Raw genomic sequence first — 26,404 nt, forward strand, 5'->3', positions numbered from 1 at the left:
GTTCCTGACAGAACATCGAGGACACGGCGCAGGTTTGCATACCTTCGGCGCCCGACAAAATTGCTGCGATTGAGCGTGTGGCGTGTCCGGTAAAATTTGCTCGATGGGGAACACGTATAGGAGATCCGGCAATGGCTGAACCGTTGGCCGTCGATCCCACCGGCTTGAGCGCAGCGGCCGCGAAATTGGCCGGCCTCGTTTTTCCGCAGCTTCCGGCACCGATCGCCGTCAGCGGAACGGATTCGGTGGTAGCAGCAATCAACGAGACCATGCCAAGCATCGAATCGCTGGTCAGTGACGGGCTGCCCGGCGTGAAAGCCGCCCTGACCCGAACAGCATCCAACATGAACGCCGCGGCGGACGTCTATGCGAAAACCGATCAGTCACTGGGAACCAGTTTGAGCCAGTATGCATTCGGCTCGTCGGGCGAAGGCCTGGCTGGCGTCGCCTCGGTCGGTCAGCCAAGTCAGGCCACCCAGCTGCTGAGCACACCCGTGTCACAGGTCACGACCCAGCTCGGCGAGACAGCCGCTGAGCTGGCACCCCGTGTTGTTGCGACGGTGCCGCAACTCGTTCAGCTGGCTCCGCACGCCGTTCAGATGTCGCAAAACGCATCCCCCATCGCTCAGACGATCAGTCAAACCGCCCAACAGGCCGCCCAGGGCGCGCAGGGCGGCAGCGGCCCAATGCCCGCACAGCTTGCCAGCGCTGAAAAACCGGCCACCGAGCAAGCGGAGCCGGTCCACGAAGCGACAAACGACGATCAGGGCGACCAGGGCGACGTGCAGCCGGCCGAGGTCGTTGCCGCGGCACGTGACGAAGGCGCCGGCGCATCACCGGGCCAGCAGCCCGGCGGGGGCGTTCCCGCGCAAGCCATGGATACCGGAGCCGGTGCCCGCCCATCGGCGAGTCCGTTGGCAGCCCCCGTCGAGCCGTCGACTCCGGCACCCTCAACAACCACAACGTTGTAGACGTTGTAGACCGGGCCTGCCAGCGGCTCCGTCTCGCGCGCAGCGCCTGTTGCTGTGCTGGCTCGTCAGGATGCGGCGGCCAAGGCCCGGTCGAGCAACCCGGTGACGTATTGCCAGTACAGCCAGTCCGCGACAGCCAGACGCTGGACGGCCGCGTCAGTCGCAGTGTGCGCCTGGTGCAGGGCAATCTCCTGTGAGTGGGCAGCGTAGGCCCGGAACGCCCGCAGATGGGCGGCCTCGCGGCCGGTAGCGGTGCTGGTCATGGGCTTCATCAGCTCGAACCACAGCATGTGCCGCTCATCGCCCGGTGGATTGACATCCACCGGCGCCGGCGGCAACAAGTCGAGCAAACGCTGATCGGTAGTGTCGGCCAGCTGAGCCGCCGCCGAGGGGTCGACGACCTCCAGCCGCGACCGGCCCGTCATTTTGCCGCTCTCCGGGATGTCATCTGGCTCCAGCACAATCTTGGCCACACCGGGATCCGAACTGGCCAACTGCTCCGCGGTACCGATCACCGCCCGCAGCGTCATGTCGTGGAAAGCCGCCCAGGCTTGCACGGCCAAAACCGGGTAGGTGGCACAGCGTGCAATTTCGTCAACCGGGATGGCGTGATCCGCGCTGGCCAAGTACACCTTGTTCGGCAATTCCATCCCGTCGGGTATGTAGGCCAGCCCATAGCTGTTGGCCACGACGATGGAACCGTCGGTGGTCACCGCGGTGATCCAGAAGAACCCGTAGTCGCCCGCGTTGTTGTCGGACGCGTTGAGCGCCGCCGCGATGCGTCGCGCCAACCGCAGCGCATCACCGCGGCCACGCTGGCGGGCGCTGGCAGCTGCAGTGGCGGCGTCGCGTGCCGCCCGAGCCGCCGACACCGGGATCATCGACACCGGCGTACCGTCATCTGCAGACTCGCTGCGATCGGGTTTGTCGATGTGATCGGTCGACGGCGGGCGGGCAGGAGGTGCCGTCCGCGCCGAGGCCGCCCGCGTGCTCGGTGCCGCCGCCTTGTCCGAGGTAGCCACCGGCGCCCGCCCAGTGGCAGCATGCGACCCCGCGCCCGAGGCCGCGGCCGTACCCACGCTCGAACGCGCGCCCGCTCCCACGGCGGTACCGCTCGGCGCGGCGGCCGCCGCCCGTGCGCCCGGGACACCGGACGCCGCAGCCGGCGTCACCGACGCGGCGGATTCGTCCGCATGGGCAGGCCCCGACTGCGTCCCCCCGCCCGCATGCTGGCCCGGCACCCCAGGTTGCTCCGCCAACGCCGCGGGTTTGACGTGCGGCGCCGGCTCGCCCCCTGGGGTGCCCGGTGTTGCTGGACCAGACGGACCGGGAGTGGCCGGTGTAACCGGCTGGGGCCCAGGCGATGGCGCCGGTGCCGGAGCCGGCTGCGGGTGTGGAGCGGGAGCTGGGGTAACGGGCGTGGCCGGGGTTGCCGGTGTGGCCGGGGCGACCGGGGGGGTGACCGGCGTGATCGGGGTTGGCTCGCCTGGTGTGCCCGGTTTGACCGGGGTCACCGGGGTGACCGGCTTGCCCGGGGTCACCGGCGTGAAGGGAGTGCCGGGCGTTGGTGTGATCGGAGTTACCGGCGCTCCCGGGATGGGTGTGATTGGGGTTCCCGGGGTGATCGGGGTTCCCGGCGTGATCGGGGTTCCCGGCGTGATCGGGGTTCCCGGCGTGATCGGGGTTCCCGGCGTGACCGGTGTGCCCGGTGTGCCCGGTGTGACCGGCGTGACCGGTGTGCCCGGTGTGCCCGGTGTGCCCGGGGATGGCACGACCAGGGTAGGCACGTCTGGGGGTGGCGGCGACTTCTGCTGAAGCAAATCCTCGAGTGCGTTCTTCGGAGGTTTCCAATTCTTGGATTCCAGCACCCGCTCAGCGGTCTCCGCGACCAGACTGACATTGGCCCCATGCGTCGCCGTGACCAATGAATTGATGGCGGTATGGCGCTCATCAGCATCCAGGCTAGGGTCATTCTCCAGGATATCGATCTCCCGTTGAGCGCCATCCACATTATTGCCGATATCGGATTTAGCTTGCTCAATCAACCCGGCAATATGCCTGTGCCAGGTAATCACCGTGGCGAGATAATCCTGCAGCGTCATCAATTGATTGATGTTTGCACCCAGGGCGCCGTTGGCAGCATTGGCGGCGCCGCCGGACCATAGGCCGCCTTCGAAGACGTGGCCTTTCTGCTGGCGGCAGGTGTCCAATACATCGGTGACCCTTTGCAAAACCTGGCTATATTCCTGGGCCCGGTCATAGAAAGTGTCTTCATCGGCTTCCACCCAGCCGCCCGGATCCAGCATCTGTCTGGCATAGCTGCCCGTCGGCCTGGTAATACTCATCCCCTACTGCCCTCCCCAAACCGCCAGATCGCCTCGCGGATCACCGTCCGGTTGGCCTCCGGCATTTCACGCCGGCTCGGCCGCTGGATCCACCCCGCGCCGGTATTCGCAGTAACCCGTTGAATCCGCGCGCATGATGCACCGCTTGGGCGATCAGCCGGGTGGTCACCTCGCTTGCGCTGGCCGCGCTGTCGCACGGGGCGCTCGGTGGTAACGGACGTCATAATTAACCAGCGTAACCGAACCTAAGACCAGCTAGCTGCGGCAATATTGGCGACCAGGACTATGGCGCCCTCCGAACCCGGCCGATCCATGTCAAAACATTGACAATGCGTACTCACGCCGTGTCGGGCGCGCTGAATGACCGCATTGCGGCGCTCATTCGGTGCGTAGTCGCTACCACCGCAACAATGGGCTTAGGCCATTCCTTCGTTCATCGCGCGGGACATGGCCGATAACGCAGCGGTCAGCTGTTCGCCCGCCGCGTCGTTATACGCGGACGCCGCGGCCTGCGCATTGTGCAGCGCCTCGTTGACCCGCTGAGCCACCGCCTCGGCACCCAGCTTCTTCAGCAAACCATCTTCGATGCGCAGGCCGGTGAGCCACTGGTGCCCATTGATCGTCACTTCGACGGTCTCGGCTTCGTCGGTGGCGCGGAAGGATCCGTTGTTCATCTGATTGAGCGTCCCGTCTAGGGCCGACTGAAACCGCGCCGCCAGCGTCAACGCCCGGGCGACATGCGGGTCCAATTCGTCCATGCTCACTTCGACTCCTTACTGTCCTGGCGCCGACGGTTACCAATGACGGCCTCGGTCCATGCCCGATCCTCGGTGTAGAGCGCCTCGTCTTCCTGCTGAGAACCCTTGGACTTGGCGCCCCCTTGTCCCTGATGCGCGGCACCCATCGGCATTCCCATGCCACCGCCGCCCAGCGCGGCGCCGCCGCCGGCCCTTCCCTGGCCTAAGCCGGCAATGTCACCAGCGCCAGCGGGCCGCACCGATTCGGCGCCCCCGATCGCGGATCCCAACGGCGCCGACGGCACCCCGCCGCCTCCACCGCCACCGAGCGATGCCGCTTTGACCGCCACGTCGCCCGACAGCGCTGCGGCTTCCCGCCCAGCCGACGTCAGCTGCGCCGCCGTGTCAGCCGGGAGGCCACCACCCGGCGATCCGGTAGGCGGAACCATCGGTGCGGCTGGCATCCCGGTACCGGGAGTCACACCGGAGCCGTCAGACGGCGGCATCAGGAAGCCAGGGATCAATCCCTGCTCTTGCGGAGGCGGGGGCGGGTCGATCTTGATGGCGGGGGGAGGCTTCGGCGGGTTTACCGGTTCCAGGGCTGCCTTGTTGTTGTATTCGGTCAGCACCTTCTCCGACCTCTGCTGGTACTCCGCGTACACCGGGAGAATTTGGTCGCGGGCCGAAGGGTTTTCCGCGTAAAGCCGTTCGAGCCCGACTATGTCTTCATAAGTCGGATGTTCCCGCCTAGCCCACACGTGCAGCTGCGCGACATATTGAGCCTGCTTGGCCATCGCAGCGCTCAATTTGGCCATGTGGAGTATCCATTGCCGTTGTTGATCGAGCGAAGCCTCGCAAGCGGTAGCCGCATCGCCTTCCCAGTTGTCAAACCCCCGGAACCGCTTGACGTCGCCTTGCAGCGTCAGGTTGAAAGTGTTCCACCCATCCGCAAAGTGCGCGAGCGATGCGCCTTGGTCGCCCGTTTCGAGCTTCCTTGCCGCTTCTTTGAGATCCATGAAGTTGGGTTCACCGGCCGTGGCCACCCTCGGCGTATCGGTTAGTTCGGCCGAACTGTCCCCTCCGACGGCCCCGGCCGATTCTGCCTGCACAGTTCCTTCGCCGTCGTTGTCCAGCGCGGTCGCAGCCTCCTCATCAACCTCGCCATACGCCTTGGCCGCGTTGCGCAGCGAGGTCGCCAGACGCTGCCGCTCTTTGGCACCGGCCGCCAGGTATTCCCGCATGTTGTCGGCGGACAATACCAGCTGTTGGGCGGCGTTTTTAGCCGCCGTGAGTTCACACGGTGTGATGGGGACATCAGTCGGTGGGTCCGCCATCGGGGCCTCCACCTCGTTGGCCCTGTTCAAAATCTCTTGCTGATCCACCGTCACGGTCTGCGACTGCGTCATATCGGATCATCCTCCTTAGTGCTATAGCCATTATCGTCGCTAAACTGAAAGGTTCCTGCACTAATTTGATGCCGCCCGTTCATGCCGGCATCGCGAAGGGATCGCCCTACTTCGGCAGCGCCATCTGGTAGCGGCTTTCCTCGGGTGGGGAAACCCGGCGAATCGGCAGCTGCCGATGCCGCGGGGTACCGATCACATTGTGCCGCAGAATCACCCGGTCAATACCGGGATGCGGGCCGAGATAGGTCGTCGCATTCGGCCACGCCACCTTTACCTCCTGCCCGATGTGTGCGCCGATCAACCGGGCAAATTCCTCGAACTGTGGCCCGACTGTGACCATCGCACCTGCCGCCGCCGCACGCACCACGAACTGGGTGAATGTCTGAGCGTCACCCAGGTTGAGGGCGATGTCGACATCGTCGAAGGGCATGTAGACCGGGCATCGGTTCACCGTCTCGCCGACCAGTACCCCAGCTGACCCGATCGGCAGCTGGCAGTGGCGGTTGGCCACCAGATGCTGGCCTTGCAGCGCGGGCCGCTGCCCGCCAAATAGGCGGGCGAAGCCCCTGGGTGTCTTGGGCTTGTCCGCCGTGGTCAGCAACACCGTGGACTGCGGGGCCATCCCCGGCGCGACCCGGACTCTGGTGATGGTGTGGTCCGCGCGCGCCGACCACCATACATCCGGACCTCCGGGCGCCGCGTAGGCGGCAGTGTAGGCATCGCGCCCCTTGATCATCGACCATTTCTCCCGCACAAAGCCGATGTCGGTGGCGTGGTCGTAGTCATCGAAGCTGCGGCCACACACCGCGTCGACACCATGGCTAGCCAGTCGATCGGCAATGCGCGTCGCGGACGCCACCAAATACCGGGCCAGTCCTGCGACGCCTTCATCGCGGCGCTGCGCCGATTTGCGGGTGCGTTCCGGGTCGGCGCGCAGCACGATCCAGGTCCGGCGGTTCGCCGGCGCCGGGTCTGTCCCGATCACCTGCTGATACAGACTCACCACGTCCGGCGCTGCGGTATTGCCGACGCGGTAGCCGGCTGAGACGATATCGGCCTCCAAGTCGGGACAGTGCACCGACAGGAGCTCCTCCACCAGTCCGGTGTCCAGCATGTCGTCGGTGTGGGCTTGCCCGTCGACGATGACCGTCGGCGTGAATGGTCGGGGAATGAGCTCGATTACGGCGACCAGAAACTCGCCTTGCCAGCGCACCGCAACGTGATCTCCTGGCTTCACGGTGGCCCCGACCACAGGTTCTGACGAGGAATCCGGGGGCCGTCGGCGCCGCCGCAACCACGCGTACACCGCCGCCACCCAGCCGGTGATCCGGCGGCCGTAGAAAGTGACCGTGGCCACGATGACGCCCAACGAGGCCAGCGCAATCCCCGCCCACCAGTAGCGCGTCTCCAAGAATGCGATGATGCATGGCGGGGCCAACGCGGAGGCAAGCAAGGCGTGCCCGGTGCTGAACCGCAGCCCTAAAGGATTTCTCATCGGCGGCTCAGCGCCCGTCTAGCCAGCGCGCCCAGGCCCAGGGCCAACGTAAGGCCGACGGCCACCAACGCCACAGCCGTAATCGGGCGACGATCGGGACCCGGCTCCACCACCGGGGGTGGAAGTCGTCTGACGTTGTATGGCGCCGAAGCAGGGCCGGGCGGAATGTCCCACGTCAGCGCGGCCACCGCATCGATGACGCCGGCGCCGACCAGGTCGTCGACCCCGCCCCCGGGGTGTCTCGCGGTGGCGGTGATCCGGTGGATGATCTGCGCCGGCGTCAGGTCGGGGAACCGCTGCCGAAGCAGGGCCGCCAGACCCGACACATATGCCGCGGCAAACGAGGTGCCGGCGATGGGTACCGGCCCCTCCCGGCCTTGCAGCGCATTCACCGGTTCACCGGTGTCGCCGAGCGCGACGATGTTTTCTGCGGGCGCGGCCACGTCCACCCACGGTCCGTGCATCGAGAACGAGCTGGGCATCCCGGTCTGGCCGATACCGCCGACGCTTAACACCAGCGGTGCGTACCACGCCGGGGTGACAACGGTCTGCACATTGTTCCAGCCGCGTGGGTCGCCGGGTGTGGACGGGTCCGGCGCCGGATTCTGTACGCAATCGCCACCGGTGTTGCCGGCCGCGACCACCACCACCACGCCTTTGACGTTGACCGCATAGTCGATGGATGCACCCAGTGAGGTTTCATCGATCGGCCTGCTCACCTTGTAGCAGGCGGCTTCACTGATGTTGATCACACCCACGCCGAGGTTGGCGGCGTGCACCACGGCGCGGGCAAGACTGCGGATGGAACCGGCGGCCGGGGTGGCGTTGGGATCATTCGGGTTGGCTTGTGAGCCGACCGGTTCGAAGGCCTCAGACGTCTGACGTAGCGAGAGCAGTCGAGCATCGGGCGCGACGCCGACGAACCCGTCGGTGGGCGCGGGCCGGCCCGCGATGATGGATGCTGTGAGAGTCCCATGGGCATCACAGTCAGACAGGCCGTTACCGGCCTGGTCGACGAAATCGCCGCCAGGTTCCGCCGGGACCCGTGGCGAAGCGTCGACACCGGTGTCGATCACCGCCACCGTCACCCCGGCCCCGGTCGCGAACTTGTGGGCATCGGCCACGCCCAGATACGTGTTGCTCCACGGCGGATCGTGGAACCCGGACCCCGGCAGCGTGGTGGGCGACGCGCACAAAACGCGCTGTTCGGTAGGCTGATCCGGGCCCGTCACGTCGGGCGGCAACGCGCCCGGATCGATCGGCGGTGGCGTGATGGCCGATGCGGGCGACGCGGTGAGCAACGCCAGCGCCACCGTGATCAGAAAGATACGGTGCACTCCCAGAACACTCCATTCGTTGAGATTCATTGCGATTCATTGAGCTGCGTTGCTACCTTGGGCCACTTGACGGACCTGTGTGCATTTTAGACGTAACGGCTGGGCAAACAACGCTGTCACGCCTGGGCTGGTCCGCCGCGCCGACCAGGGCGCGTAGGCGCTGTACCTGGACCACGCCGGGACTCAACGGTTTTGCTACCGCACTAGCCGATATGCGGCTGCTACCAAACGATCGCGGCCATGTCTCGGTTGTCTGAGCACACGCTGCGTATCGCGGCATCGATGTCGGTGGCGGTGATGATCTGCAGATCCTGAACCGATACCGGTTGGCCCGCACGTTTTTGCGCAACCACCCGGGTGTCCCGGAACCCTTCGGCGCGTTCGATCACGTTGCGGGCGAACCGACCGTTTTGCATAGCGTCGATACCGTGCTGCCCACTAGGGGTGGTGTAGTTACGGATGGTGGTGACCGCGTCGAGGAATACCTCCCGTGCGGCGTCATCGAGCTGGCTGGCGCGCGGTGTAGCGTAGCGGTGTCCAATCTCGACGATCTCCACCGGCGAATAAGACTCGAACCGCAGCTTTCGGTTGAACCGGCCAGCCAAACCCGGGTTCACGGTGAGGAATTCATCCACCTGATCCTCATAGCCGGCCCCGATGAAACAGAAGTCGAATCGGTGTGTTTCCAATTGAACCAGGAGTTGATTGACCGCCTCCATGCCGATCATGTCCGGTGTTCCGTCTTGATGACGTTCGATCAGCGAGTAGAACTCGTCCATGAAAATGATTCGCCCGAGTGACTTTTCGATCAGCTCGTTCGTCTTGGGTCCTGACTCCCCGATGTAGTGCCCACAGAAGTCCGATCGGCGAACTTCTCGAATTTCGGGGTGACGCACGATCCCCATGCCGGCGTAGATCTTGCCCAGCGCTTCAGCGGTGGTTGTCTTACCTGTGCCTGGTGGCCCCACCAGCAACATGTGGTTGGTCTGCCCCTCCACCGGTAGGCCGTGCTCTAGGCGCATCATGCGCACCTCGAGTTGGTCTTCCAGCGCCGATACCGCTTGCTTGACCGCCGCCAGGCCCACCTGTTTGGCCAGCAGTTCCCGGCCCTCGGCTAGCAGCTCGCCGCGCCGCTGCGCTGCATTGTCGTCATCGAGCTGGTCGCGGCTTTTCGCCGTCGAAGCATCCCAACGGTCGGAGCGGCTGGCGATGGTTCGTTCATCGGTAACAATCAAGCGCAGGTTCGGGTCCGCCAGGGCTTCTTTGGCGGCGTCGGTGAGCACCCCGTTGATGGTGGCCTTCGACAGCCAGATCTGGGCCTTGTCCTCCTCATGCAGTTGCCGGTACACCATCCCCCGCACATACGCCAAGTCGGCGACCAGCAGCGGAATATCGGCCGGTCCGATCGCCGCGGTGAGCACGTCGGCGCCGAACCGCCCCGATGACCTGCTGTGTCCGATCACATCCACCCGGTCCAGCCAGTCCAGGGCCACTCGCCCCTGCCCGAGATGGGCCGCGGCGTGGGCTGCCAGCGCACAAATCGACGCGGTCACCGCCGGCATGACGATCGCCTGTGGCGGCAGATCCTCGGCGGCCGTCGACAACACGTCGGGCCATCGCTGCGTGACGTACATCAGGAACGCCCGAGCCAGCTGATGCCACTGGTAGTTGCGCCACGAATCCAATAGCTCGCGGTTTGCTAACAGGGCATCGGCCTTCGCATACTCCCCCGCGATCGTCAACGCCGACGACAGCGCCAGCCCCACCTGAGATGCGTCGGTCACCGTGATCCCGATGTATGGTCCCAGCTGGACCTCAGCGGCCAACGTCCGGCCGATCCGCGTGGTCTCGCGGTGCAGCCACTCGCTATGGGCGTTGAGCTGCTTAAGCGAGGCCAGATCGCGGTCACCGCAGGCGATACGACCCAGCCACGCGTCGGCCATCGACGGATCGGCCTCGGTGGCAGCTACAAACTCAGGCAACGCCGCCACGCATCCCTGGCCATTCTTGATCGCCATCGCCCGATCGAAATGCCGGCGCGCAGTGAGTAAATCACCCATCGTGTCCACCATTCTCGACATCGCCGCCGCTGTCACCGCGGTTGCAACGTGTGTCTGTCACTCTGTGCCTCAAATTCAGTTGGCAACGTTCTACCGGCCTATCGACATCGTGACCGGCTCAAGGCTGACATAGCGGTTCTCCGCACGGAACATTTCCATCTCAACCAGCCAGTTTTGTCCTGCCGCACCGACTTTCACCGTTGCCCGATCGATTTGTTCGATGGTCACCTCGAAGCCATGCCGATCGCTCTCGGACAGCGAGGTACCGGGTCGGGCAATGGTGATGACACTGGCTGGCCGTGGCGTGGGCGAAATCGCGACATCGACACCGCTGCCTTCAGATTTGCCGTCATCGCCGTTCTTGCGCCGCCGCACGTACTCCACGACGCCGACAGTGGTGCGCGGCGCGGGCCGTGGTGTGCCGACGATGCTCAACTGCGGCATGCGTACGCTGGCCCAACGCTCTTGGTCGCGAGTGTGCACACACACCCGCTCACCGGCACCGACGACGCGAATCACGATCCTCTTGGCGATCGTGTCGTCCGCGGCCACGAAGACGCGCGACAGCTCACCGGCGTCGGTAACGGGAATCATCAGCCGGTCCCCGTTGCTCAGCTTGCCAATCAACACCCCCGACGGTCCGATCTCGGTGACTAGCTGCGCCGGCAACGGGCAGCGCCGCTGTCCCCGTAGGTGTGGACGTGGCCCGCACATGTTGGCCGCAGCCGCGGCGGCTTGCTCACCATTGAGCCGACGCAAGATCACACTGGGCGGGGTAGGCGCCGGCGTCGGTGTGCGCACGGTGATGGTCGCGGTGCACGTCGCGTCCGGGTACACCGTTACGTTCTGGATGACCTCATCGGCACGCAGCGTCCAGGCTTGCGAGAGAACCCGCGACGAAATCGCCTCAGCCGGGTACGCATACGTCGTCATCCACCCGGCTTCACCGCGGATAGCTTTCCAGCGCTGCGCACTCCCGGCTACCGCGTCCGACCCCAGCCGGCGATCAAGCTCAGCCAAGTCTGTTGCGGTGGCCAGTTTGGCGCGCAAGCCCTGACAGCGCAGGGAGCTGGCAACGCGTTGGGCGACCGAAATGGCAGCGGCCCCAACGCTGGTACGCCAGCGTAAAGCTTGGGTGTTGCCGATCACCGGAAGCCGCATGATCAGCCACGTTTCGCGCCGCCCGGCATACGGCGGCGTACCGATCTCCGCGTCATACACCCGCGGGTAATCGCCGACGGTGCCGGTTCGCGAGCCGAAGGTGACGACGCTGATTGAATCGAGTTCCAGGTCCAGCGGGTGGCGCAGCAACGGCGCGAGCTCAACGACGTCAATCACGTTGTCGCTTTCTACGGTCACCGACCCGGTGACCGTAGTCGCCCGGTGCGCTCGGCCGAGAAGTTGCACCGCCACCACCGCGACACCGTCTTGCACGCGGACGCCACCCCCGGATCGGTTGTTGGCCAAGGTAATTGGGTCATTCCATTTGACGGGACGCCGACCCCGCAGCCCCAGTACCGCCCACGACCACGCCGGCTGACCCCACCACTGTACGAACACCAAGGCGACGCCGACCACGACAGCCATGACCGCACCTAGCTGGCCGCCCAGCGCCCAGCCCGCCGACGCGAGCACGAACACTGTCCACACCCCGGCGACCCGCCTCGCACTGCGCGGGCTGAACCCGGTCAGCTTGGACGTCAACGCGCCCTCCGTAGCCGAGCCCCGATTGCCATTGCCAGCACACCGGTGGCCACTGCGCCGACGAACCCGATAGCGATATTGCGCGCCCGGTGATCGGGCGGAGGGGGTGGCGCGGCGGGCGTGATCACCCGGCTCTGTGCACCCGGGGCCATCCGATCACCGGATGGGATGTTAAACGTCAATGCGGCGACCGGATCCACCAGCCCGTACCCCAGTTTGTTGTCCACGCCCGCAGGCGGATTGTGCGCCGACTGCACGATCCGGTTGATCACTTGGTAGGCAGTCAACTCGGGGAATTTGGCCCGCACCAGTGCCGCGACGCCGCTGACGTAGGCCGCCGAAAAGCTGGTGCCCCAGAACGGCATATTCTTCTCGCCTGGCCGCGACGGCGGGTAGGCATTGACCGGTCCGCCGCCTTGTGGCGATAGACCCATGATGTGGGTTCCCGGTGCCGCGACACCGACCCACGGACCCGACATGCTCTTGTCCAGTGCGGCGCCGTAGGCATCGACGGCACCTACCGACAGGACGTAATCAGAGAACCATGACGGTGACGACACAACCGTGACCTGATGCCAGTCCCGGGGATCTGACGGGTCCAGCGGGTCATACATCGGGTTGTTGCCGCAGCCGGCCTCCCCGTCGTTGCCGGCTGCTGCCACGATCACCGCATCCTTGACGGTGGCCGCATACCACAGCGCGGCGCCCAGCACCCGCTGGTCGCCCGGAGCCGCCGCAGGCAGACATGCGGTCACCGAAATGTTGATCACTTTCGCCCCCATGTTCGCCGCGTGTACCACGGCACGCGCCACCGAGTCGAGGGTGCCCGCTTTGACTTTCTCATCGGAGTTGGGACCCGCCGACGACGGGTTGACCGGCTCGAAGGCCCGCGAGGACTGCCGAATCGAGATGATGGTCGCATGCGGGGCCACCCCCACCACCCCGTCCGGGGCGCCCGGCGGGGGTGGGGGCACCGCGGGTTCGTCTTCGGTTTGCGGATCCGGCGGTCCATTGGACGGCGCCATGGCGCCCGCATCCTCGGGTGGTGGTGGCGGTGGCGCAACGGTTTGGGTGATCGTCACCGGCGGCGGCGGGGGCATCGGGGGCGGGACTTCTACCGGCGGCGCCGGCGCGGCGGTGACCGGCGGCGGCCCGGCCGGCGGTGGGAACGCCGCGGTGGCCGGCATGGCCCTTGGCATCGGTAAAATCCCAAGCGGTGCAGCGGCAATGATCGAACTCACCACCGTGCCGTGCGCGTCGCAATCCGATAGGCCGTCCTCCCCCATGATGTAGTCGCCACCGGGCACCACCGGCAGCCGCGGGTTGGGACTGACGCCGGTGTCGATGACTGCCACGGGCACACCGTTGCCGGTGCTGTACTGCCACGCCTTGCTGATGTTGACCAGGTTGAAGCCCGGTGCTAGCTGCGCCACGTCGGGATTTCTTACGGTGATCGGTGTGGAGCAGCTGTTGGAGCGGCGCATGGGCTGATCAGGTCCAGGCCGCGCGTCTGCAGGCACCATCGCCGGATCTACCGACGGCGGTGGGATAGCCTGTGCCGCAGGAACATTAGCTGACAAAGCAACGAGGGTGAGGGCGGCGCTCGCGGCCGCGGCCCGCAGGCCAGGTCGGTTTAGTGGCGAAGCCATGCAAACAGCCCCCCTAGGGCCGCAGCCGCTGGTAACAACGCGATCATGGCCAGCACTTCTAGCCATTCCACGGTCAACCGGATGATCGGCCTAAACCGCGTCGCCGGTACCACGAGGGCCACGGCCAAACCCAATGCGGCGAAAGCCGCGACGAAGATCGCAGGCCAAAGCAGCCCGGTCTGAACACCTTTCGGGGTGTCGAGGGCGTACTTAAGCACCCCGGCACACACCGCGGCGGACGCCCCGCACACCAATGCGACCGCTTGGTATTTGGCGGCGAACCCGCGGCCCTGGGTGATGAAGAGGCCCACCGTCAAGCCGGCAACCAACAACGCCAACCAGGCCCACGGTTGACCTGGCGTCAGCACCCCCCATACCGCGGCGGGCAGTACGAGCGACACCCCGACGCACATACCCACCTGTACCGCGTTAACCAGCCGCGCCGACGCGGCGATCGCGGTGCCGCGGGCGGTGATGTCGGTCAGTTCATTGTCCTCATCGTCGGCGTCGGCTTCGCTGACCGGAGCCACCGTATCGACGGGCATTCCCGCACGGCGCGCGAACAGATCCCGGCCGGTGATCGATCCGAAGTGCGGGGGTCGTACCCGTGCCACCCACAACGCAACGGTCGGAGTCATCCTGATCAGGACAAGCAGCCCTACCAACACGCAAATCGCCAGCACCTGCATCGAAACCGGCCTAAACATTCGGACGGCGGCGACAGCGGCAAGGATCCCGCACACCGTTACCACCGCGGTGACCACTGCGGTCTGCCACCGCTTGCGGGTCGCCACGCCGATCGCGATCGCACCCAGAACCACCACCACGAGCCCGATCAGCGCATGAGCCGCCCCGAGCGCGCCCGGCGGCGCGCACGCGGCGGCCACGGCAAGCAACACCACCGCCAGCCACCCGAACCCACTGAACAGGTCACGGCGCTCCCGCCAACCCCACCACACCACCAATGCCCCGATCGCCAGGAGCACACCAATCCCCCCAGCCATCGCGGCTGGGACCGGGCTGTCGGTGATTGTGCGTGTCCGCAACGTCAGGGCCAGCACCACTCCGACCGCCATGGCGATAATCGCCATGGCGGTGTGGGCGGCAGTCAGCGAGGTTACCGGCGCAAACATCCGATCCCCGCCGTCACGCCCCAGCCACTTGCCCATGGCCGCCAGCCCGGTGGATAGCGATTCGTACTGTGGCTCAAACGACTCGCCAGCAACCCGGGGTACCAGCACCAGCGTGTCACCGTCTTGAACGCCCAGCTCGTCGAGGCTCTTGTTGATGTCCAGCCGCACCCCGTTGATCTTGTGTAGCTCATAGCTACCCGCCGGCAGCGCAACCCCGTCGAAACCTTTGCGCTTCAGATCGGCATCGAACAACTCCACCATTCCTTCGAAGAATCCCTCTACTGGAATTCCGGCGGGGAATACCTGGGAGCATAGATGCTTGTCGTAGCAAATGTTGACCGCACAACGTGCCGGGAAAGCAACCTTATGCGGCGCAGTCACTGCGCCGCCCGTTCGGCATCCGGAACGTATTTGTCGGCCAATCCGGCGGTGATTTCGAAAAGCCGCAACCGCGACTTCTTATTTAATTCATGCACCGTATCAATGATCCCGCCTTTGGCCAGGTGCGGATCGAACGGCATTGCTTCCACGATTGCACCGACCTTGGTAAAACGTTCGGTCAGGTAGGCCAGCGCATCCTTGTCGGTAATGCTGTCGGTGTGGTTGAGGATCACGGTGCTGCGCGAGACCAGCTCGTGATAACCCTGCGCCCTGAGGTAGTCCACCGCCCGCAGCACCGGCCGGGACCGGTCCGCGGTGATTCCCGAGACGAACACCAGGGTATCGGTGCTCTGCAGCACTGCCTTCATCACGTCGTGCTCTAGGTCGGGCGAGGTGTCGATGACAATGACGGTATGAGTTCGCCGCAGCCGAGACAACACTGCGGAGAACATCGCCGGGACGAGCGGCCTGGGCTGGTCTGATGTCCGATTTCCGGCCAGTACGTCGAGCCCGACCGTGTTTTGCCCCAGGTGTTCGCGAATGTCTGCGTAGCCCTGGACATCGGTGTCGTTGATAATGGCGGCGTAATCCCCCGGCGGCGACTCGTCGATGCGGTCGGCCAGGGTACCGAAACTCGGAACCGCGTCGATCGCAATCACGTTCTCCGGCCGGCATTCCCGAAACACGCCGCCGATGCACGCGGCCATCGTGGTGACCCCCACGCCGCCCTTGCCGGACACAACCGTGATGACATATTGCCGACGGATATGCCGACGGATACGTCCCTGTAAATTGCGGTAGTGCCGTTCCCGGGGCGATTCACCTGGATTAATTTTGTGAAATGAAACGGAATAGACGAATTTCCGCCAACCGGTTCCCGGGGGAATCTTTCTAGGGGCAGCCAGATCGGTAATACGCATGGTGTCGGATACCGAATCCCGAAAGTGATGCCGCACCGACGGATCGCCGCGTCCGATCGCGCCGTCGTCTAACATATTCGGGTCATTCCACGGGTTCGTCACGACCGCGATGCTAACATGATTCGAGATTCCTTGTTTACTGCGCGTGAGCGGCTCTTTGAGTGCATTAGTTTGCTATTCGCCAGACAATGTCATTCACACCACACGCCGGTATGAGTACCATTCGTCACCAGCGGGCAAGCGGCGGATGAGCCGTTGCACCGCCCCACCGATATCAGAGCGCGATCCAGGCGAGAGGACCTGGTAACGTCGCTGTCCCGAGGTCACGCTTTCGACGCAGATGCGCCCGGCGGCAGTGTCCACGATGGCCACCGTTGAATCGCCGACCAGGATGCGCGCCGACTTTTCCGGCCCGACGCCTGCCTGCAGCGCCACCAGGGTGGCGTGCGCGGAGCGTGTGGGATCGGCGGCCATGGTTACCATCTGTAGCTGGTCGACGTCCAGGCGCTGACTGAGCAGATACGACCGCAAGGTGCCGGCGTCGCGTACGGCGTGTAGTAGTTCGTCGGCGTCGACGGTGACCGGCCGTAGCGGGGCGGCCTCAGCGACACCGCACAACCGCTCGACCTGACCCACGACGAGTTCGCCGGCCCCGGCCTCGTCACTGGCGGTGCCGGCCGGGTAGAGCCGCACCAGGTTGCCGTGGCGTTCCAAGACCACCCACCAGGTGGCAAATCGGCAAATGGCCGCGCGCGTCGGTTCGCCGCCCGGCACCCCGATCGTTACCAGTAACCCCAGGTCGCGTCGCAACAGCACGGTCAGCCATTCACGGACCATGGGGTCGGCATTACCGGCCTGGTCCAGAGCCCCCACCGCCATCAACTCGGCGGCCACCGGGTGGCGAAGTGCCCGCTCGGCGGTGTCCAACCGCGGCAACAATGGCCGTAATCCCAGTTCCGGACAGGTTTGTTCCACCCCGGTTACCGCTTGTAGTACCCACAGGCCATCGACCGTCGTCGTCAGCATGTCACGTTCATCTCAACCAGCTAGCAGCAAGCAGAAGGTGGGGCAGACGCGCGGTCCGCGCATGTACCCCACCTTCACTCGGCCCACGGCCGGCTTTAGAACAAGCCCGCGATGGCCTGGTCGGTTCCGATCGCGTTGTCCAGCACGTGGCCGGTGGTAGTCCCATGCTGACCCACCGTCTCAATGAGCCCCTGCAGCCCCGACAGCATCTGCGCCTGGGCGTCGAAAAACCCTTGCGCGCCGTGGCCCGCGAAAAACTCTTGCAGCGCATTTGTTTTGCTGGCGGTGTCTTCGTAAATCATGTGGAGCTGGCCGGCGCGCGAGCCCACGTCGGAAGCGAAGTCGGATACGGCTCCCGGGTTATACGTGATTTGATCTGACATGTGAAATTCCTTTCCGAGGCGTGAAACGAGTTGGGTCAGGATCCGTGGCTAGCGCCGAACAGCGCCTGAAACGCTGTCTGCGAGTCCGCCTCGTGTCCCTCCATCAGGGCTGCGGCCTGCACGAGGCCCTCGGCCAGGCGCGTGCCCCCGGTAAGGACCTTGTTCAATTCATTGGTGATCTCGGTGGCTGTCATATGCGAAGCAACGACGCCGGCACCAGACCAGGTGGCGGGGTTCATGACGTTTTCCTGGTTGGCTAGGTAGCCCTTGGCGATTCCCATGGCTTGCTCCATATTCGCCTGGATATCGTTGGCGGTGCTGCGCAGCATCTGCGGTGTTACCTGAATTGTGTCTGCCACGGGCCCTTCTCCTTTACTGCCGTTAGCCGTTCCCCCTCAAATATCGGGGCATGACGCGAAGTGTATGGCTGCTCTGCGGACCTGTCGATTCACCCTGTGCCCGAGCTAGATCTACCGCCGGTCATCGACAACACGCACCGTCGCGGCCTGCTCGGACTTGCCATGGGATCCGCGGTGACCCCCCGCCGCATGTCCGACCGGCATGCCTCCGATAGGGGTGCCACCCACCGTGGTCGTCGGCGCGCGCACGACGTCGGCGCCCAAAGCCCCGCTGGGCCGCAACCCGACCGGCCTGCCGCTGGTGCCCGATTCGAAAGCGCTGACGGGACGTGTGAAGCTCGTCGCTGGCATACCGCCGCCGCCCAGGGCGGCGCCTCCGCCGCCCGCACCGACCTCGGTGGCCGCGGCCGATATCCCACCGGCCGCCGAAGCCGCCGAGGCTCCCGGCGCCGCCCCGCCCATGCCCAGTGCGCCCGGGTTGGCGAACATGCCCACCATCGATTGCAGCGGCTGCATCGCGCTCATCGGTGCCTGCATCAGTCCCGACGGCGCCTGCAGCGCCTGCGGGGCCGCTTGCATCACCGCCTGCATCGGCTGCATGAACGTGCTGAGCTGATTGCCGAAGTTCTCACCCGCCGACGTTGACTGACCCGCGCCGGTTGACCCTGCCTGCACGCCCTGGTAGGCGGAACGCATCCCGTCACCGGCCGCGGCCTCGGCGGCCGCCTGGCCAACCGCCGCCGCAGCCTGTGCCGGAGCGGCCGGAGATGCACCCATGGTCGCGACCGGCGGCGGAATTGCCAGACTCTCGGCCAGCGCGGCGAGAACCCCTCCGTAGGTGGCGCCCACCGCGGCGTTATTCGGCCACATCACCCCGAAATACTCGACGTCCAAAGAGACGATTCGAGGCGTTAGTGTCCACAGCACGCTGGGGTTGATGGCGTTGTCGACGCCCCATTCGTCGCGGTTCTCCATGCACTCGGGGGCAGGGCGCATGGCCGCGTTGGCGGTCTCAAACGCCGCGATCGCGGTCGATACCACGGCCGGCTTCACGTCGACCCAGCCGGCCAGTCCGTGCAGCGTGGCGTTGAGCATGGTGACGTTAAGCGCCGAGGCCGCCGACCCGACACCCAACCAGCTCGCCGCGGTGGTGGCGGTGTTGATCGCCGACGCGACACCCGAGGCGTGGTGGCTGGCGCCCAGTGTGGTCCACGCCGTTTGATTGGCCAGATGGGTGCCCACGCCGGTGCCCGCCTTGAGCAGCAGGTCGTTGGCCTCAGGTGTCCGCGCAGCCCATCCTGGATCAGGCATGCCTACTTACCCTTGCAGCGCCGATGCCGCCGCGCGCGCCGCTTCTGTGGTCACGTACACGCCCGACGCGAGGCCCTGCGCACCCGCGAACAGGCCGCGCTGACTGGCGTGTTCGGCAACGACACCCAGGTAGCTGGCACCGCACGCGTTGAGCGCTGCGGAGAACATCGCGGAGTCGGGATCACCACCCATCGGCGTGGTGCTAAGCAGGGCTGGCGCCGCTCCGGCGGCCGCTGCCTCGGTTTCCGCACTGATCGCCGACTCGGCAGCTGCCGACGCCAGCACTGCTTCTGGTTGCACAGACCAAACCATGTTCGCCCCTCCGATTGCTTCTGCAATGCGTGATGGTCGCTGAGTGTAATGCGAGTCGGCCGATCGCGTATGCGCAAATCAGTCGTCTGCACCGATGCCGACGTCGAACTGGTCCACGCCGCCCCATGTGTTCGAGCATGTCAGCGGTACGTGTGGGGCGGATGTGAAATCTGCGACGCCTGGAGGATACGCGCGGGTGTCACTGAACCCGTACAGCGACATGGTCAGGCAGAAAGTAGCCATGCGCGCTATCTTGCGATCCGGCCCTACTGCTCGCCGGGCACCGACGGATACCCCACCAAAATCCCCTCGACGTCGCCGTCGGCACCGACCAACAGACCTCGTCCAGGCGGCAACGTTTGGGCTCGCACCGATCGATTGATTCGGTTTTGCGGATCGTTATCCATATACAACTGGGCCACTTTCGCCGAGGTCTGGGATTTCACCCAGGGGTCCATCGGCATCGTGGCCCAGTTCGCGCTGTTGCGCGTGCTGAACACGTGCAAACCGACCTGGCGGGCGCGTTCCATCAACTTCCACAGCGCCGCACCCACCGGCGGCTTCTGTGGGTAGCTCTGAGCCGGCCGCAGGTCCTGCACGTCGTCGATGAGCACAAAGTGCCGCGGTCCTTCCCACGGCTTGAGTGCGCGCAACTCCTCCTGGCTCAAACCCTTGGGCGGCAACCGCGGCAGCAAGATCTGCTGGGCCAACTCGGTGATCACCTCGTCGATTTCATCTTGGTCGTAGGCATACGCGCGCACATACCCCGGGGCGTGCAGATCTCGCAGACCGTGCGGAGCCGTTTTAGGGTCGATCAGCGTGAGCTGCGCCTGCTGCGGGCTGAACCGGTTCATCACCGCCTCGCCGATGGCCACCAGCGCCGTGGTCTTGCCGCAGCCTTGCCGACCTAAGATCATCAACCCTGGGCTCTCGCGCAGCTTGATCGGCACCGGACCCAGCTCGTGGCGCTCTCCGATCGCAAACGCGATCGACAGATCGTCACCGCCCTGGTGGACGGCCTCGTGCTCGACAATCGCCGACAGTTCCACCCGCTGTGGCAGCCGCTGCAGACTTGCGTGCTTGGTCACCCCGGCCACGTCGGCGATTCGCGCCCCGACATCGGTGATGCCCACCAGCTCGCCGGTACCGGGGTCGGCCAGGGCCGGAACACCGATTCGCAGCTCGTGCAGGCTTTCCGTCAAACCAAATCCTGGGCGGTTCAACGTCCGCCGCGCCGCCTCCCGCGATTCGATCGACAAATGCCCCATCTGGCTCTCACCGGGATCGGCCAGCCGCAACTGAATTCGCGCCGTGACATTCTGCAGCAGGCTCTGCCGCTGCCCATGAATCCAGCCTCCGGCACTGCACATCAGGTGCACCCCGTACTCGGGACCGCGGCTGCTCAACGAGATGATGCGGTCCCCCAAAAGGGTGTCCTTGGCGTACAGGTCGTCGTAGTCGTCGAGCACCACAAAGACATCGCCGAACGGGTCGGTGGGATCGGTGCCACCCACCCCGTCGCCGCCGATCCCGAACCGGCGCTCGCGGAACCCGTCCATGTCGATCTTGGCTCGCCGGAACGCTTCTTCCCGCGCATCGATCAGCGCATCCATGGTGCTCAAGATGCGTTCGATGCCCTCGGCATCCTTGGGCGACACGATATCGGTAACGTGTGGAAGCGACCCAATCTGGGCCATGGTCGCCCCGCCGATGCAAAAGAACGTCACTCGCTCCGGGGTGTACATCGTTGCCGCCGAACACATCAGCGCCATCAAGGTTGTGGTCTTGCCGCGCTGCTTGGCGCCCACCACGATGATGTTGCTGCGTAGCGCGTCGACGGCGTGTACCACTTGCTGGGATTCTTCGGGGATGTCCATCACTCCCACCGGGAACATCAGTCCCGGGTTTTGACCGTAGTCGACATGCCAGGGTTTGCCACGATACGCAGCCACCAGCCTATCGACCGGCTCGGGGTCTTCCAGCGGCGCCAACCACGGCCGGCGCGGCGATCGGTGCGGCACGTTGTATAGCGACTCCCGCAGCACGTCGACGATCTTCTTCTTCTTGAAACCGTCTTCGTAATAGAGGAATTCGTCGGGTTCCGCATCGGCGGCCGCGGCGGTCGCCAATGCCTCGGCGTCGGCGGCATCCAGCGGTTGGTACTGCCAGTCGTACAGCCGGGGTTGGGTCAACGTCATGTCGATGGTTCGGGCCACCTCTTTCTTCTTCGGCACCACAAACGGCGCAGAGAGGTAAAAGCAGCGGAACGGTTCCAGATCCCGCGGCCCCACCTTGAGCAGCGCGAAACCGTTCTCCTTCGACGGCAGATGGTAGGCGGCGTCGCTGCCGATCACTTCGCGGCTGTCATCACCGGATTCAGCGCGCAGCGCAATCCGAAACGCGATGTTGGACTTGACCTTTTGCAGCGACGACAGGTCCAGCCGTTGACCGCCTAGCATGAAGAAGACGTTGGCGCCGCGACCCTCCTGACCGATGTGGATGATCAGATCAATCCACTTTTTGTGGTTGGCGAACAGCTCCAGGTATTCGTCGACGATCACCAGCAGCACCGGCACCGGCGGCAGATCGCGTCCGGCGAGGCGAATCTCTTCGTAGTCGTTGGCGTCGCGCGCACCTACCGATTTGAACAGTTCGTAGCGCTGTTTGATCTCGCCGTCGATAACTCTGCGCATCCGCTCGGCCAGATGCCGCTCGTCTTTGCCGAGGTTGGATAGCGCGGCCACCACGTGCGGGATGCCCAGGATGTCCTGGGCAGCCGATTCGAATTTCATGTCGACGAAGATGACGTTGAATGTTTCCGGTGAGTGCGTCAGCGCGATCCCATAGACCAACGACAAGAAGAGCTCCGACTTGCCCGAGCCGCTGGTTCCGATGACCACTGAGTGAAACCCGAAGCCGCCAAAGTCCTTGGCGCGCAGGATGATGTTCTGCAGCTCGCCGTTCGGTTTGGCGCCCACCGGAATCTCACACCACCGATCGTCGCCGCGACCGCGCCGCTCGGCCCACAACCGATCGACATCCAATTCCCGGGGGTCGCTAATGCCGAGCGAACGCAGCAGCTCGGCCGCGCCGCTGGTGGAATCGGTGACCTCGCTGCGACTGGTCGGTGACCACCGCGCCATCGCCCGCGCATATCGGTAGGCCCGGTGGATGGACAGCTGGTCGGCATGCGCGAAGAACGTGCCGCGCGCCCGCAACAGCGGCGCCGGGCGCTGGTCGTCATCGGCGTCTGCGCCATCGCGACCGGCCTTGACCGCGGTTGCCGCCCCATGTCGTTGGGCCATCTCGAAGACCTGGTCCTCGGCGAACCCCACACCGGTGCCCACCCGGGACGCGATGCGCAGCACCGTAAGCCCGGCCTTGCCGACCTGCCCGACCACGCTCTCCCACGCATCCGGGCTGCCGGTGTTGTCGTCGACGATCACCAGGTGCGGCCCCAAATCCACGCCGACCTGCCCGGTTTCCAGCGCCGAGCCCATCGCGGTTGGGCTGGCCACCGTCGGCGGGGTCCATGCGCCTCGCTTGCCCTTCATATGCAGCTCGGCTCCCAGCGCCGCCTCCAGTTCCTCGGGTGTGGCAAAGATCAGCCGCCGCCAGCCGCAGGCATCGAACAGCTCGTCGTGCAGGTTGTGGGGGAGCCACACCATCCACGCCCACACCTCGGGGTTGCGCGTCACCACCATCAGCTTGACGTCACGCGGGTTGTGAAACACCGCCAGCGAGCACAACACCGACCGCATCAGCGACCGCACCCGGTCCAGGTCCTCGCTCACGAAGCTGAAGCCCGGTGCCGACCGTAGGTTCACCACCTTGGCGATATCGCGAATCTTGCGCTGCTCCAAGATGAAATCGCGCAGCGCCTGCCCGGTCACGGGCTCTAGCTCCTCATCGGAGGAAATGTCCGGCCAGGTCACCGACAACACCGAATCTGGTGCGTGCTGCACACCCGTGCCCACCCGCACCTCTAAGAAGTCGACGTCGCCGCGGCCACGCTCCCACATCCGCGGACCGCCAATGATGGCGCCCAGTCCGGGTGGGTCCGAATGCACGGCGTTCTGCCATTCACGTTGCGCACACACCGCCGTCTGGATTTCGTCGCGGTTGGTGTCCAGGTCACGAAGATATCGACGACGCCCCTTCTCCAACTCACCCCAGGTGATCTTGCGGGCTCGACCGAATCGTCCGGAGAACGCCAGCATGCTGAACGCGCCGATGCCCATCAGCGGGAAGAACCCCGTGGCCAAGCTGCGCACGCCCGACACGTACAGCATGACGATGGTGCCGATCAGCGCCACGATCAACGCGGGAACGCCGATCATCACCCAGATGTTGCGCGGCTCACGCTCCGGCAGAGCTATCGGCGGATTCGGCGCCACCCGAACGGGTTTCGGCGGGTCGATGTTGACGCGGTTGATGGGAAACGCTTTCTTGGACATCTAGGCGCCCGCCTTCGCCGTTGTCGTCACAATGGCCACCTGGCCGAGGGTGGGCACAGTATCGCGAGCCAAGAGTGCCGCATCCCGCGACAGAGCCGGTCCCGCAGCAAAAGTCCGCAGCAACGGCCACGGCGCCTGCACGGCCGCACCCGGATCCAGTCCCAGCGCCCGCAGCGTCGCCTCGTCGTTGGCGATCCCGAATCGCACCCCATTGCCGGACACCCAGAACAACGATTCGCGCGACTCGGCGGTGATCACACCGCTGGTCGACGTCACGAAGTTGGCCGCGCCGGGCAACACCAGCACCTGGGTGGCCACCACCGACGCCGGGGCGCGGTCGTCGCGTACCAGCCGCACGATCCGGCTGTCCATCGACGGGGGCACCGGAAGCCCCCGCCCGTTGTAGACCGCGACCCGGGCCTGTGGATCCGTCGACGCCTTCTCCCACGACACGCAGGTGGTCGGATTCGCCGCGGTGTCAACGAAATTCAGCCGCCCGGCCGGGTAGTACTCCACCGGCAGCGAGGTCACCTGCGGTGTGTGGACCAGCACATCGGGGGTCACCACCCTCGGCGCCGCCGCCCCGTAGGAGTTCGCGCTGCGCAGCAGATCGGCCACGAAGCTGCTGATCTTTTGCACCCCGTCGGGCAGCAGCACATAGAACTGGCTGCCCCCGCCGGCGGTTTGGGCCTGCAACACCGATCCCACCTGAGCGCCCGGCACCCACGTCGACGGGGTGCCCGCCTCGGGCACCGCTGGCACCCGCAGCGGCTCGGTCGCGGGCAGCCCGTCGAAGAGCGCCCGTGAGATCTGTATTGGTGATGTCACGCCGGGGTCGAGCCCCAAGCTCAAGGTGACCGCCCTGTTGGTCGGATCGATCTGTGAGCGTTTGCCACCCCAGATCACGTAGGTGCTGCCGTCGAAAGTCACCAGCAGCCCGGCGTCGTCGCGCAGGTGTGTGGCGCGGCCACCGCCGGTGATCGGGCCCGCGATCGAGGTGACCACCGGCTTGTCCGCGCTGCGCGGGCGTCCCGCCGTGTCGCACACCGCCCACGCCGAGACCGCCCCCCGGTTCACCGGCATGGCCGCGGGTGCGCCCGGGATGCCGACCAGCGGCCCGGTCGGATACTTGGCGATCTCGGCGGGCTTGACCCATGTCGGCTGCCCCGCCGTGCCGGTGGCCAGCCGCGCGGACGTCAAGTTCAGCGCCGGATACAACCGGCCGTCGATGCGCGCATAGAGTGCCCCGGAGTCGCGGTCCCCGATGATCGCCGAGTCACCCACAATGCCGGTGGGCTTGAGCACGTTGAGCAGCATCATCCATCCGGCGGCAATGGCCACCAACACCATCGACAACGCCAGCGCGGCGGTCTGCTTGCGGTCGTCGTGTTTCATGCGCACCGAGAACCGGGTGGTCGCCGCCCGCAGCCGCCGGTTGTAGAACAGATGACCGGAATTTTGGTCGCGGTTGGACAAACTCAGTGGCATTCTCAATACCCCCTGGGGCTGCGGCGTGGATCGGCCTGCTGGATCAGATCGGCCAGATTCGACGCGTCGGCGGCCACCCCGTAGCGGCCGCGCGCGTAGTTGATGAACGCGCACGCCTGGGCGACCAGATCGTGGATGTTGGTCGATGTGCCTGGCTCGTGATAGGCCGTGAACGTCGGCGCGATGAACTGCCAGGCGCCCCTGCTGGGGGTGCCCCGCGCGGCGTTGGAATCCCAGTTGTTGACCGCGTTGGCGTTGTAGCTCGATTCGCGGCGGGCCACCAGGTCCATGCCACGAGTCCAGCGTGCCCGCGCGGCGGGATCGTGAATGCCTTTGATATCCAACGCTTTTTGGATCGCCGCCAACACCTGGTCGCGTCCACCGGGTGTGGTTACCTGGGGTCGTCTTGCCGCGGCGGCGCGCAGGTAGCGCAGCCGGCGCAACCGCAGCGCCAATAGCCGCGCCCGCGACCTACATCGCGCGATGTGCCGATGCTGAGCCCGCAGCCGGGCGGCCATGCGGGTCAGCGCCTCGCGCCGGCCCAGCGGCGTGTCGGTCGAGGCTATGGCATCGGTCTTGGCGGCTTCCAGGAGTGCACGCGTCGCGGTCCTGGCGTGCGCGTGATCGGTCTGGGCTGCCGCCATGACCTGGGCCAGCGCTTCATCGGTGTTGGCCAACCGACGCAGCGCTCTTGCGGCGCCGCGCCAGCGGTACGCCGCTGCAGTGGGAACGGCGTTGGCCACCCGGGATATCGCGTTCGCATACTGCTGGATCTGTGGCGCGTCGATGTCGGCGCCGGAAACGCCGCCAGCGAACAGGCCGTGGCCCCGAGACAGCGCCGCTATCGCCTGCGTGGTCAGGGGATCAGTCAAGGGTTCGCCTTCGGTGCCAATCGCGTGCCATGTGCTCACATCTGTTGCCGGGTGCCAT

General features: G+C 65.6%; 19 protein-coding genes. 1 reads left to right on the forward strand and 18 read right to left on the reverse strand.

Annotation, left to right across the window (positions count from 1 at the left end; all coding sequences use genetic code 11):
• Positions 1–131 precede the first annotated feature (131 nt).
• Entirely contained in the window at positions 132–971 is an 840-nt protein-coding gene (gene espJ, locus MCAN_RS20505) for a type VII secretion system ESX-1 associated protein EspJ (RefSeq protein ID WP_014002012.1), read from the forward strand.
• Between the two features lie 65 nt (positions 972–1,036).
• On the opposite strand, the gene espK is transcribed toward espJ, so the two are convergent.
• The 18 genes from espK to MCAN_RS20595 form a co-directional block, all read right to left on the reverse strand.
• Positions 1,037–3,316: a type VII secretion system ESX-1 associated protein EspK gene (espK, locus tag MCAN_RS23795; protein ID WP_014002013.1), complete on the reverse strand. Its 2,280-nt coding sequence runs from the start codon at positions 3,314–3,316 to the stop codon at positions 1,037–1,039.
• Positions 3,317–3,732: 416 nt separating this feature from the next.
• A complete protein-coding gene (espL, locus tag MCAN_RS20515) occupies positions 3,733–4,080 on the reverse strand; it encodes a type VII secretion system ESX-1 associated protein EspL (RefSeq protein ID WP_003399988.1) in 348 nt (115 codons plus the stop codon).
• Positions 4,077–5,459 carry an EspB family ESX-1 secretion system-associated protein gene (gene espB, locus MCAN_RS20520; RefSeq protein WP_003399995.1) on the reverse strand — a complete coding sequence of 461 codons (1,383 nt, stop codon included), beginning with the start codon at positions 5,457–5,459 and terminating at the stop codon, positions 4,077–4,079. The genes espL and espB overlap by 4 nt, the downstream gene beginning before the upstream one ends.
• 106 nt (positions 5,460–5,565) lie before the next feature.
• Entirely contained in the window at positions 5,566–6,954 is a 1,389-nt protein-coding gene (gene eccE1 / locus MCAN_RS20525; protein WP_003400000.1) for a type VII secretion system ESX-1 subunit EccE1, read from the reverse strand.
• On the reverse strand, positions 6,951–8,291 hold the full coding sequence (gene mycP1 / locus MCAN_RS20530; RefSeq protein ID WP_003400004.1) for a type VII secretion system ESX-1 serine protease mycosin MycP1: 1,341 nt from the start codon (positions 8,289–8,291) through the stop codon (positions 6,951–6,953). The genes eccE1 and mycP1 overlap by 4 nt, the downstream gene beginning before the upstream one ends.
• 221 nt (positions 8,292–8,512) lie before the next feature.
• Positions 8,513–10,372, reverse strand: coding sequence for a type VII secretion system ESX-2 AAA family ATPase EccA2 (gene eccA2 / locus MCAN_RS20535; protein ID WP_014002014.1), 1,860 nt, complete (start codon positions 10,370–10,372; stop codon positions 8,513–8,515).
• A 69-nt stretch (positions 10,373–10,441) separates the two neighbouring features.
• On the reverse strand, positions 10,442–12,055 hold the full coding sequence (eccE2, locus tag MCAN_RS20540; RefSeq protein WP_003902572.1) for a type VII secretion system ESX-2 subunit EccE2: 1,614 nt from the start codon (positions 12,053–12,055) through the stop codon (positions 10,442–10,444).
• Positions 12,052–13,704, reverse strand: a complete 1,653-nt coding sequence (mycP2, locus tag MCAN_RS20545) for a type VII secretion system ESX-2 serine protease mycosin MycP2 (protein ID WP_003400012.1) — start codon at positions 13,702–13,704, stop codon at positions 12,052–12,054. Before mycP2 ends, eccE2 begins: the two co-directional genes overlap by 4 nt.
• Positions 13,689–15,218 (reverse strand): type VII secretion system ESX-2 subunit EccD2, encoded by a 1,530-nt coding sequence (gene eccD2, locus MCAN_RS20550; protein ID WP_014002015.1) that lies wholly within the window; start codon positions 15,216–15,218, stop codon positions 13,689–13,691. Before eccD2 ends, mycP2 begins: the two co-directional genes overlap by 16 nt.
• Entirely contained in the window at positions 15,215–16,240 is a 1,026-nt protein-coding gene (locus MCAN_RS20555; RefSeq protein ID WP_003899748.1) for a MinD/ParA family ATP-binding protein, read from the reverse strand. The genes eccD2 and MCAN_RS20555 overlap by 4 nt, the downstream gene beginning before the upstream one ends.
• Before the next feature lie 93 nt (positions 16,241–16,333).
• Positions 16,334–17,164, reverse strand: coding sequence for a type VII secretion system ESX-2 associated protein EspG2 (gene espG2, locus MCAN_RS20560; protein WP_003400028.1), 831 nt, complete (start codon positions 17,162–17,164; stop codon positions 16,334–16,336).
• Between the two features lie 95 nt (positions 17,165–17,259).
• Positions 17,260–17,547, reverse strand: a complete 288-nt coding sequence (locus tag MCAN_RS20565) for a WXG100 family type VII secretion target (protein WP_003899750.1) — start codon at positions 17,545–17,547, stop codon at positions 17,260–17,262.
• A gap of 35 nt (positions 17,548–17,582) precedes the next feature.
• Positions 17,583–17,906 (reverse strand): WXG100 family type VII secretion target, encoded by a 324-nt coding sequence (locus tag MCAN_RS20570; RefSeq protein ID WP_003400035.1) that lies wholly within the window; start codon positions 17,904–17,906, stop codon positions 17,583–17,585.
• Between the two features lie 111 nt (positions 17,907–18,017).
• Entirely contained in the window at positions 18,018–19,217 is a 1,200-nt protein-coding gene (locus MCAN_RS20575; RefSeq protein WP_014002016.1) for a PPE family protein, read from the reverse strand.
• 6 nt (positions 19,218–19,223) lie between these two features.
• Positions 19,224–19,529 (reverse strand): PE domain-containing protein, encoded by a 306-nt coding sequence (locus MCAN_RS20580; protein ID WP_014002017.1) that lies wholly within the window; start codon positions 19,527–19,529, stop codon positions 19,224–19,226.
• Positions 19,530–19,795: 266 nt separating this feature from the next.
• Complete coding sequence (gene eccC2, locus MCAN_RS20585) at positions 19,796–23,986, reverse strand: type VII secretion system ESX-2 FtsK/SpoIIIE family ATPase EccC2 (RefSeq protein WP_014002018.1); 4,191 nt, start codon at positions 23,984–23,986, stop codon at positions 19,796–19,798.
• Positions 23,987–25,474 (reverse strand): type VII secretion system ESX-2 subunit EccB2, encoded by a 1,488-nt coding sequence (eccB2, locus tag MCAN_RS20590; protein WP_014002019.1) that lies wholly within the window; start codon positions 25,472–25,474, stop codon positions 23,987–23,989.
• A gap of 2 nt (positions 25,475–25,476) precedes the next feature.
• Positions 25,477–26,385, reverse strand: coding sequence for a transglycosylase SLT domain-containing protein (locus tag MCAN_RS20595; protein ID WP_014002020.1), 909 nt, complete (start codon positions 26,383–26,385; stop codon positions 25,477–25,479).
• Positions 26,386–26,404: the final 19 nt, after the last annotated feature.

The organism is Mycobacterium canetti CIPT 140010059, from assembly GCF_000253375.1.
GTDB lineage: Bacteria > Actinomycetota > Actinomycetes > Mycobacteriales > Mycobacteriaceae > Mycobacterium > Mycobacterium tuberculosis.

Coding starts and splice junctions, on each gene's coding strand:
- espJ (WP_014002012.1), top strand. CDS start 132: ATGGCTGAACCGTTGGCCGTCGATCCCACCGGCTTGAGCGCAGCGGCC.
- espK (WP_014002013.1), bottom strand. CDS start 3,316: ATGAGTATTACCAGGCCGACGGGCAGCTATGCCAGACAGATGCTGGAT.
- espB (WP_003399995.1), bottom strand. CDS start 5,459: ATGACGCAGTCGCAGACCGTGACGGTGGATCAGCAAGAGATTTTGAAC.
- eccE1 (WP_003400000.1), bottom strand. CDS start 6,954: ATGAGAAATCCTTTAGGGCTGCGGTTCAGCACCGGGCACGCCTTGCTT.
- eccA2 (WP_014002014.1), bottom strand. CDS start 10,372: ATGTCGAGAATGGTGGACACGATGGGTGATTTACTCACTGCGCGCCGG.
- mycP2 (WP_003400012.1), bottom strand. CDS start 13,704: ATGGCTTCGCCACTAAACCGACCTGGCCTGCGGGCCGCGGCCGCGAGC.
- espG2 (WP_003400028.1), bottom strand. CDS start 17,164: ATGCTGACGACGACGGTCGATGGCCTGTGGGTACTACAAGCGGTAACC.
- MCAN_RS20565 (WP_003899750.1), bottom strand. CDS start 17,547: ATGTCAGATCAAATCACGTATAACCCGGGAGCCGTATCCGACTTCGCT.
- MCAN_RS20575 (WP_014002016.1), bottom strand. CDS start 19,217: ATGCCTGATCCAGGATGGGCTGCGCGGACACCTGAGGCCAACGACCTG.
- MCAN_RS20580 (WP_014002017.1), bottom strand. CDS start 19,529: ATGGTTTGGTCTGTGCAACCAGAAGCAGTGCTGGCGTCGGCAGCTGCC.
- eccC2 (WP_014002018.1), bottom strand. CDS start 23,986: ATGTCCAAGAAAGCGTTTCCCATCAACCGCGTCAACATCGACCCGCCG.
- eccB2 (WP_014002019.1), bottom strand. CDS start 25,474: ATGCCACTGAGTTTGTCCAACCGCGACCAAAATTCCGGTCATCTGTTC.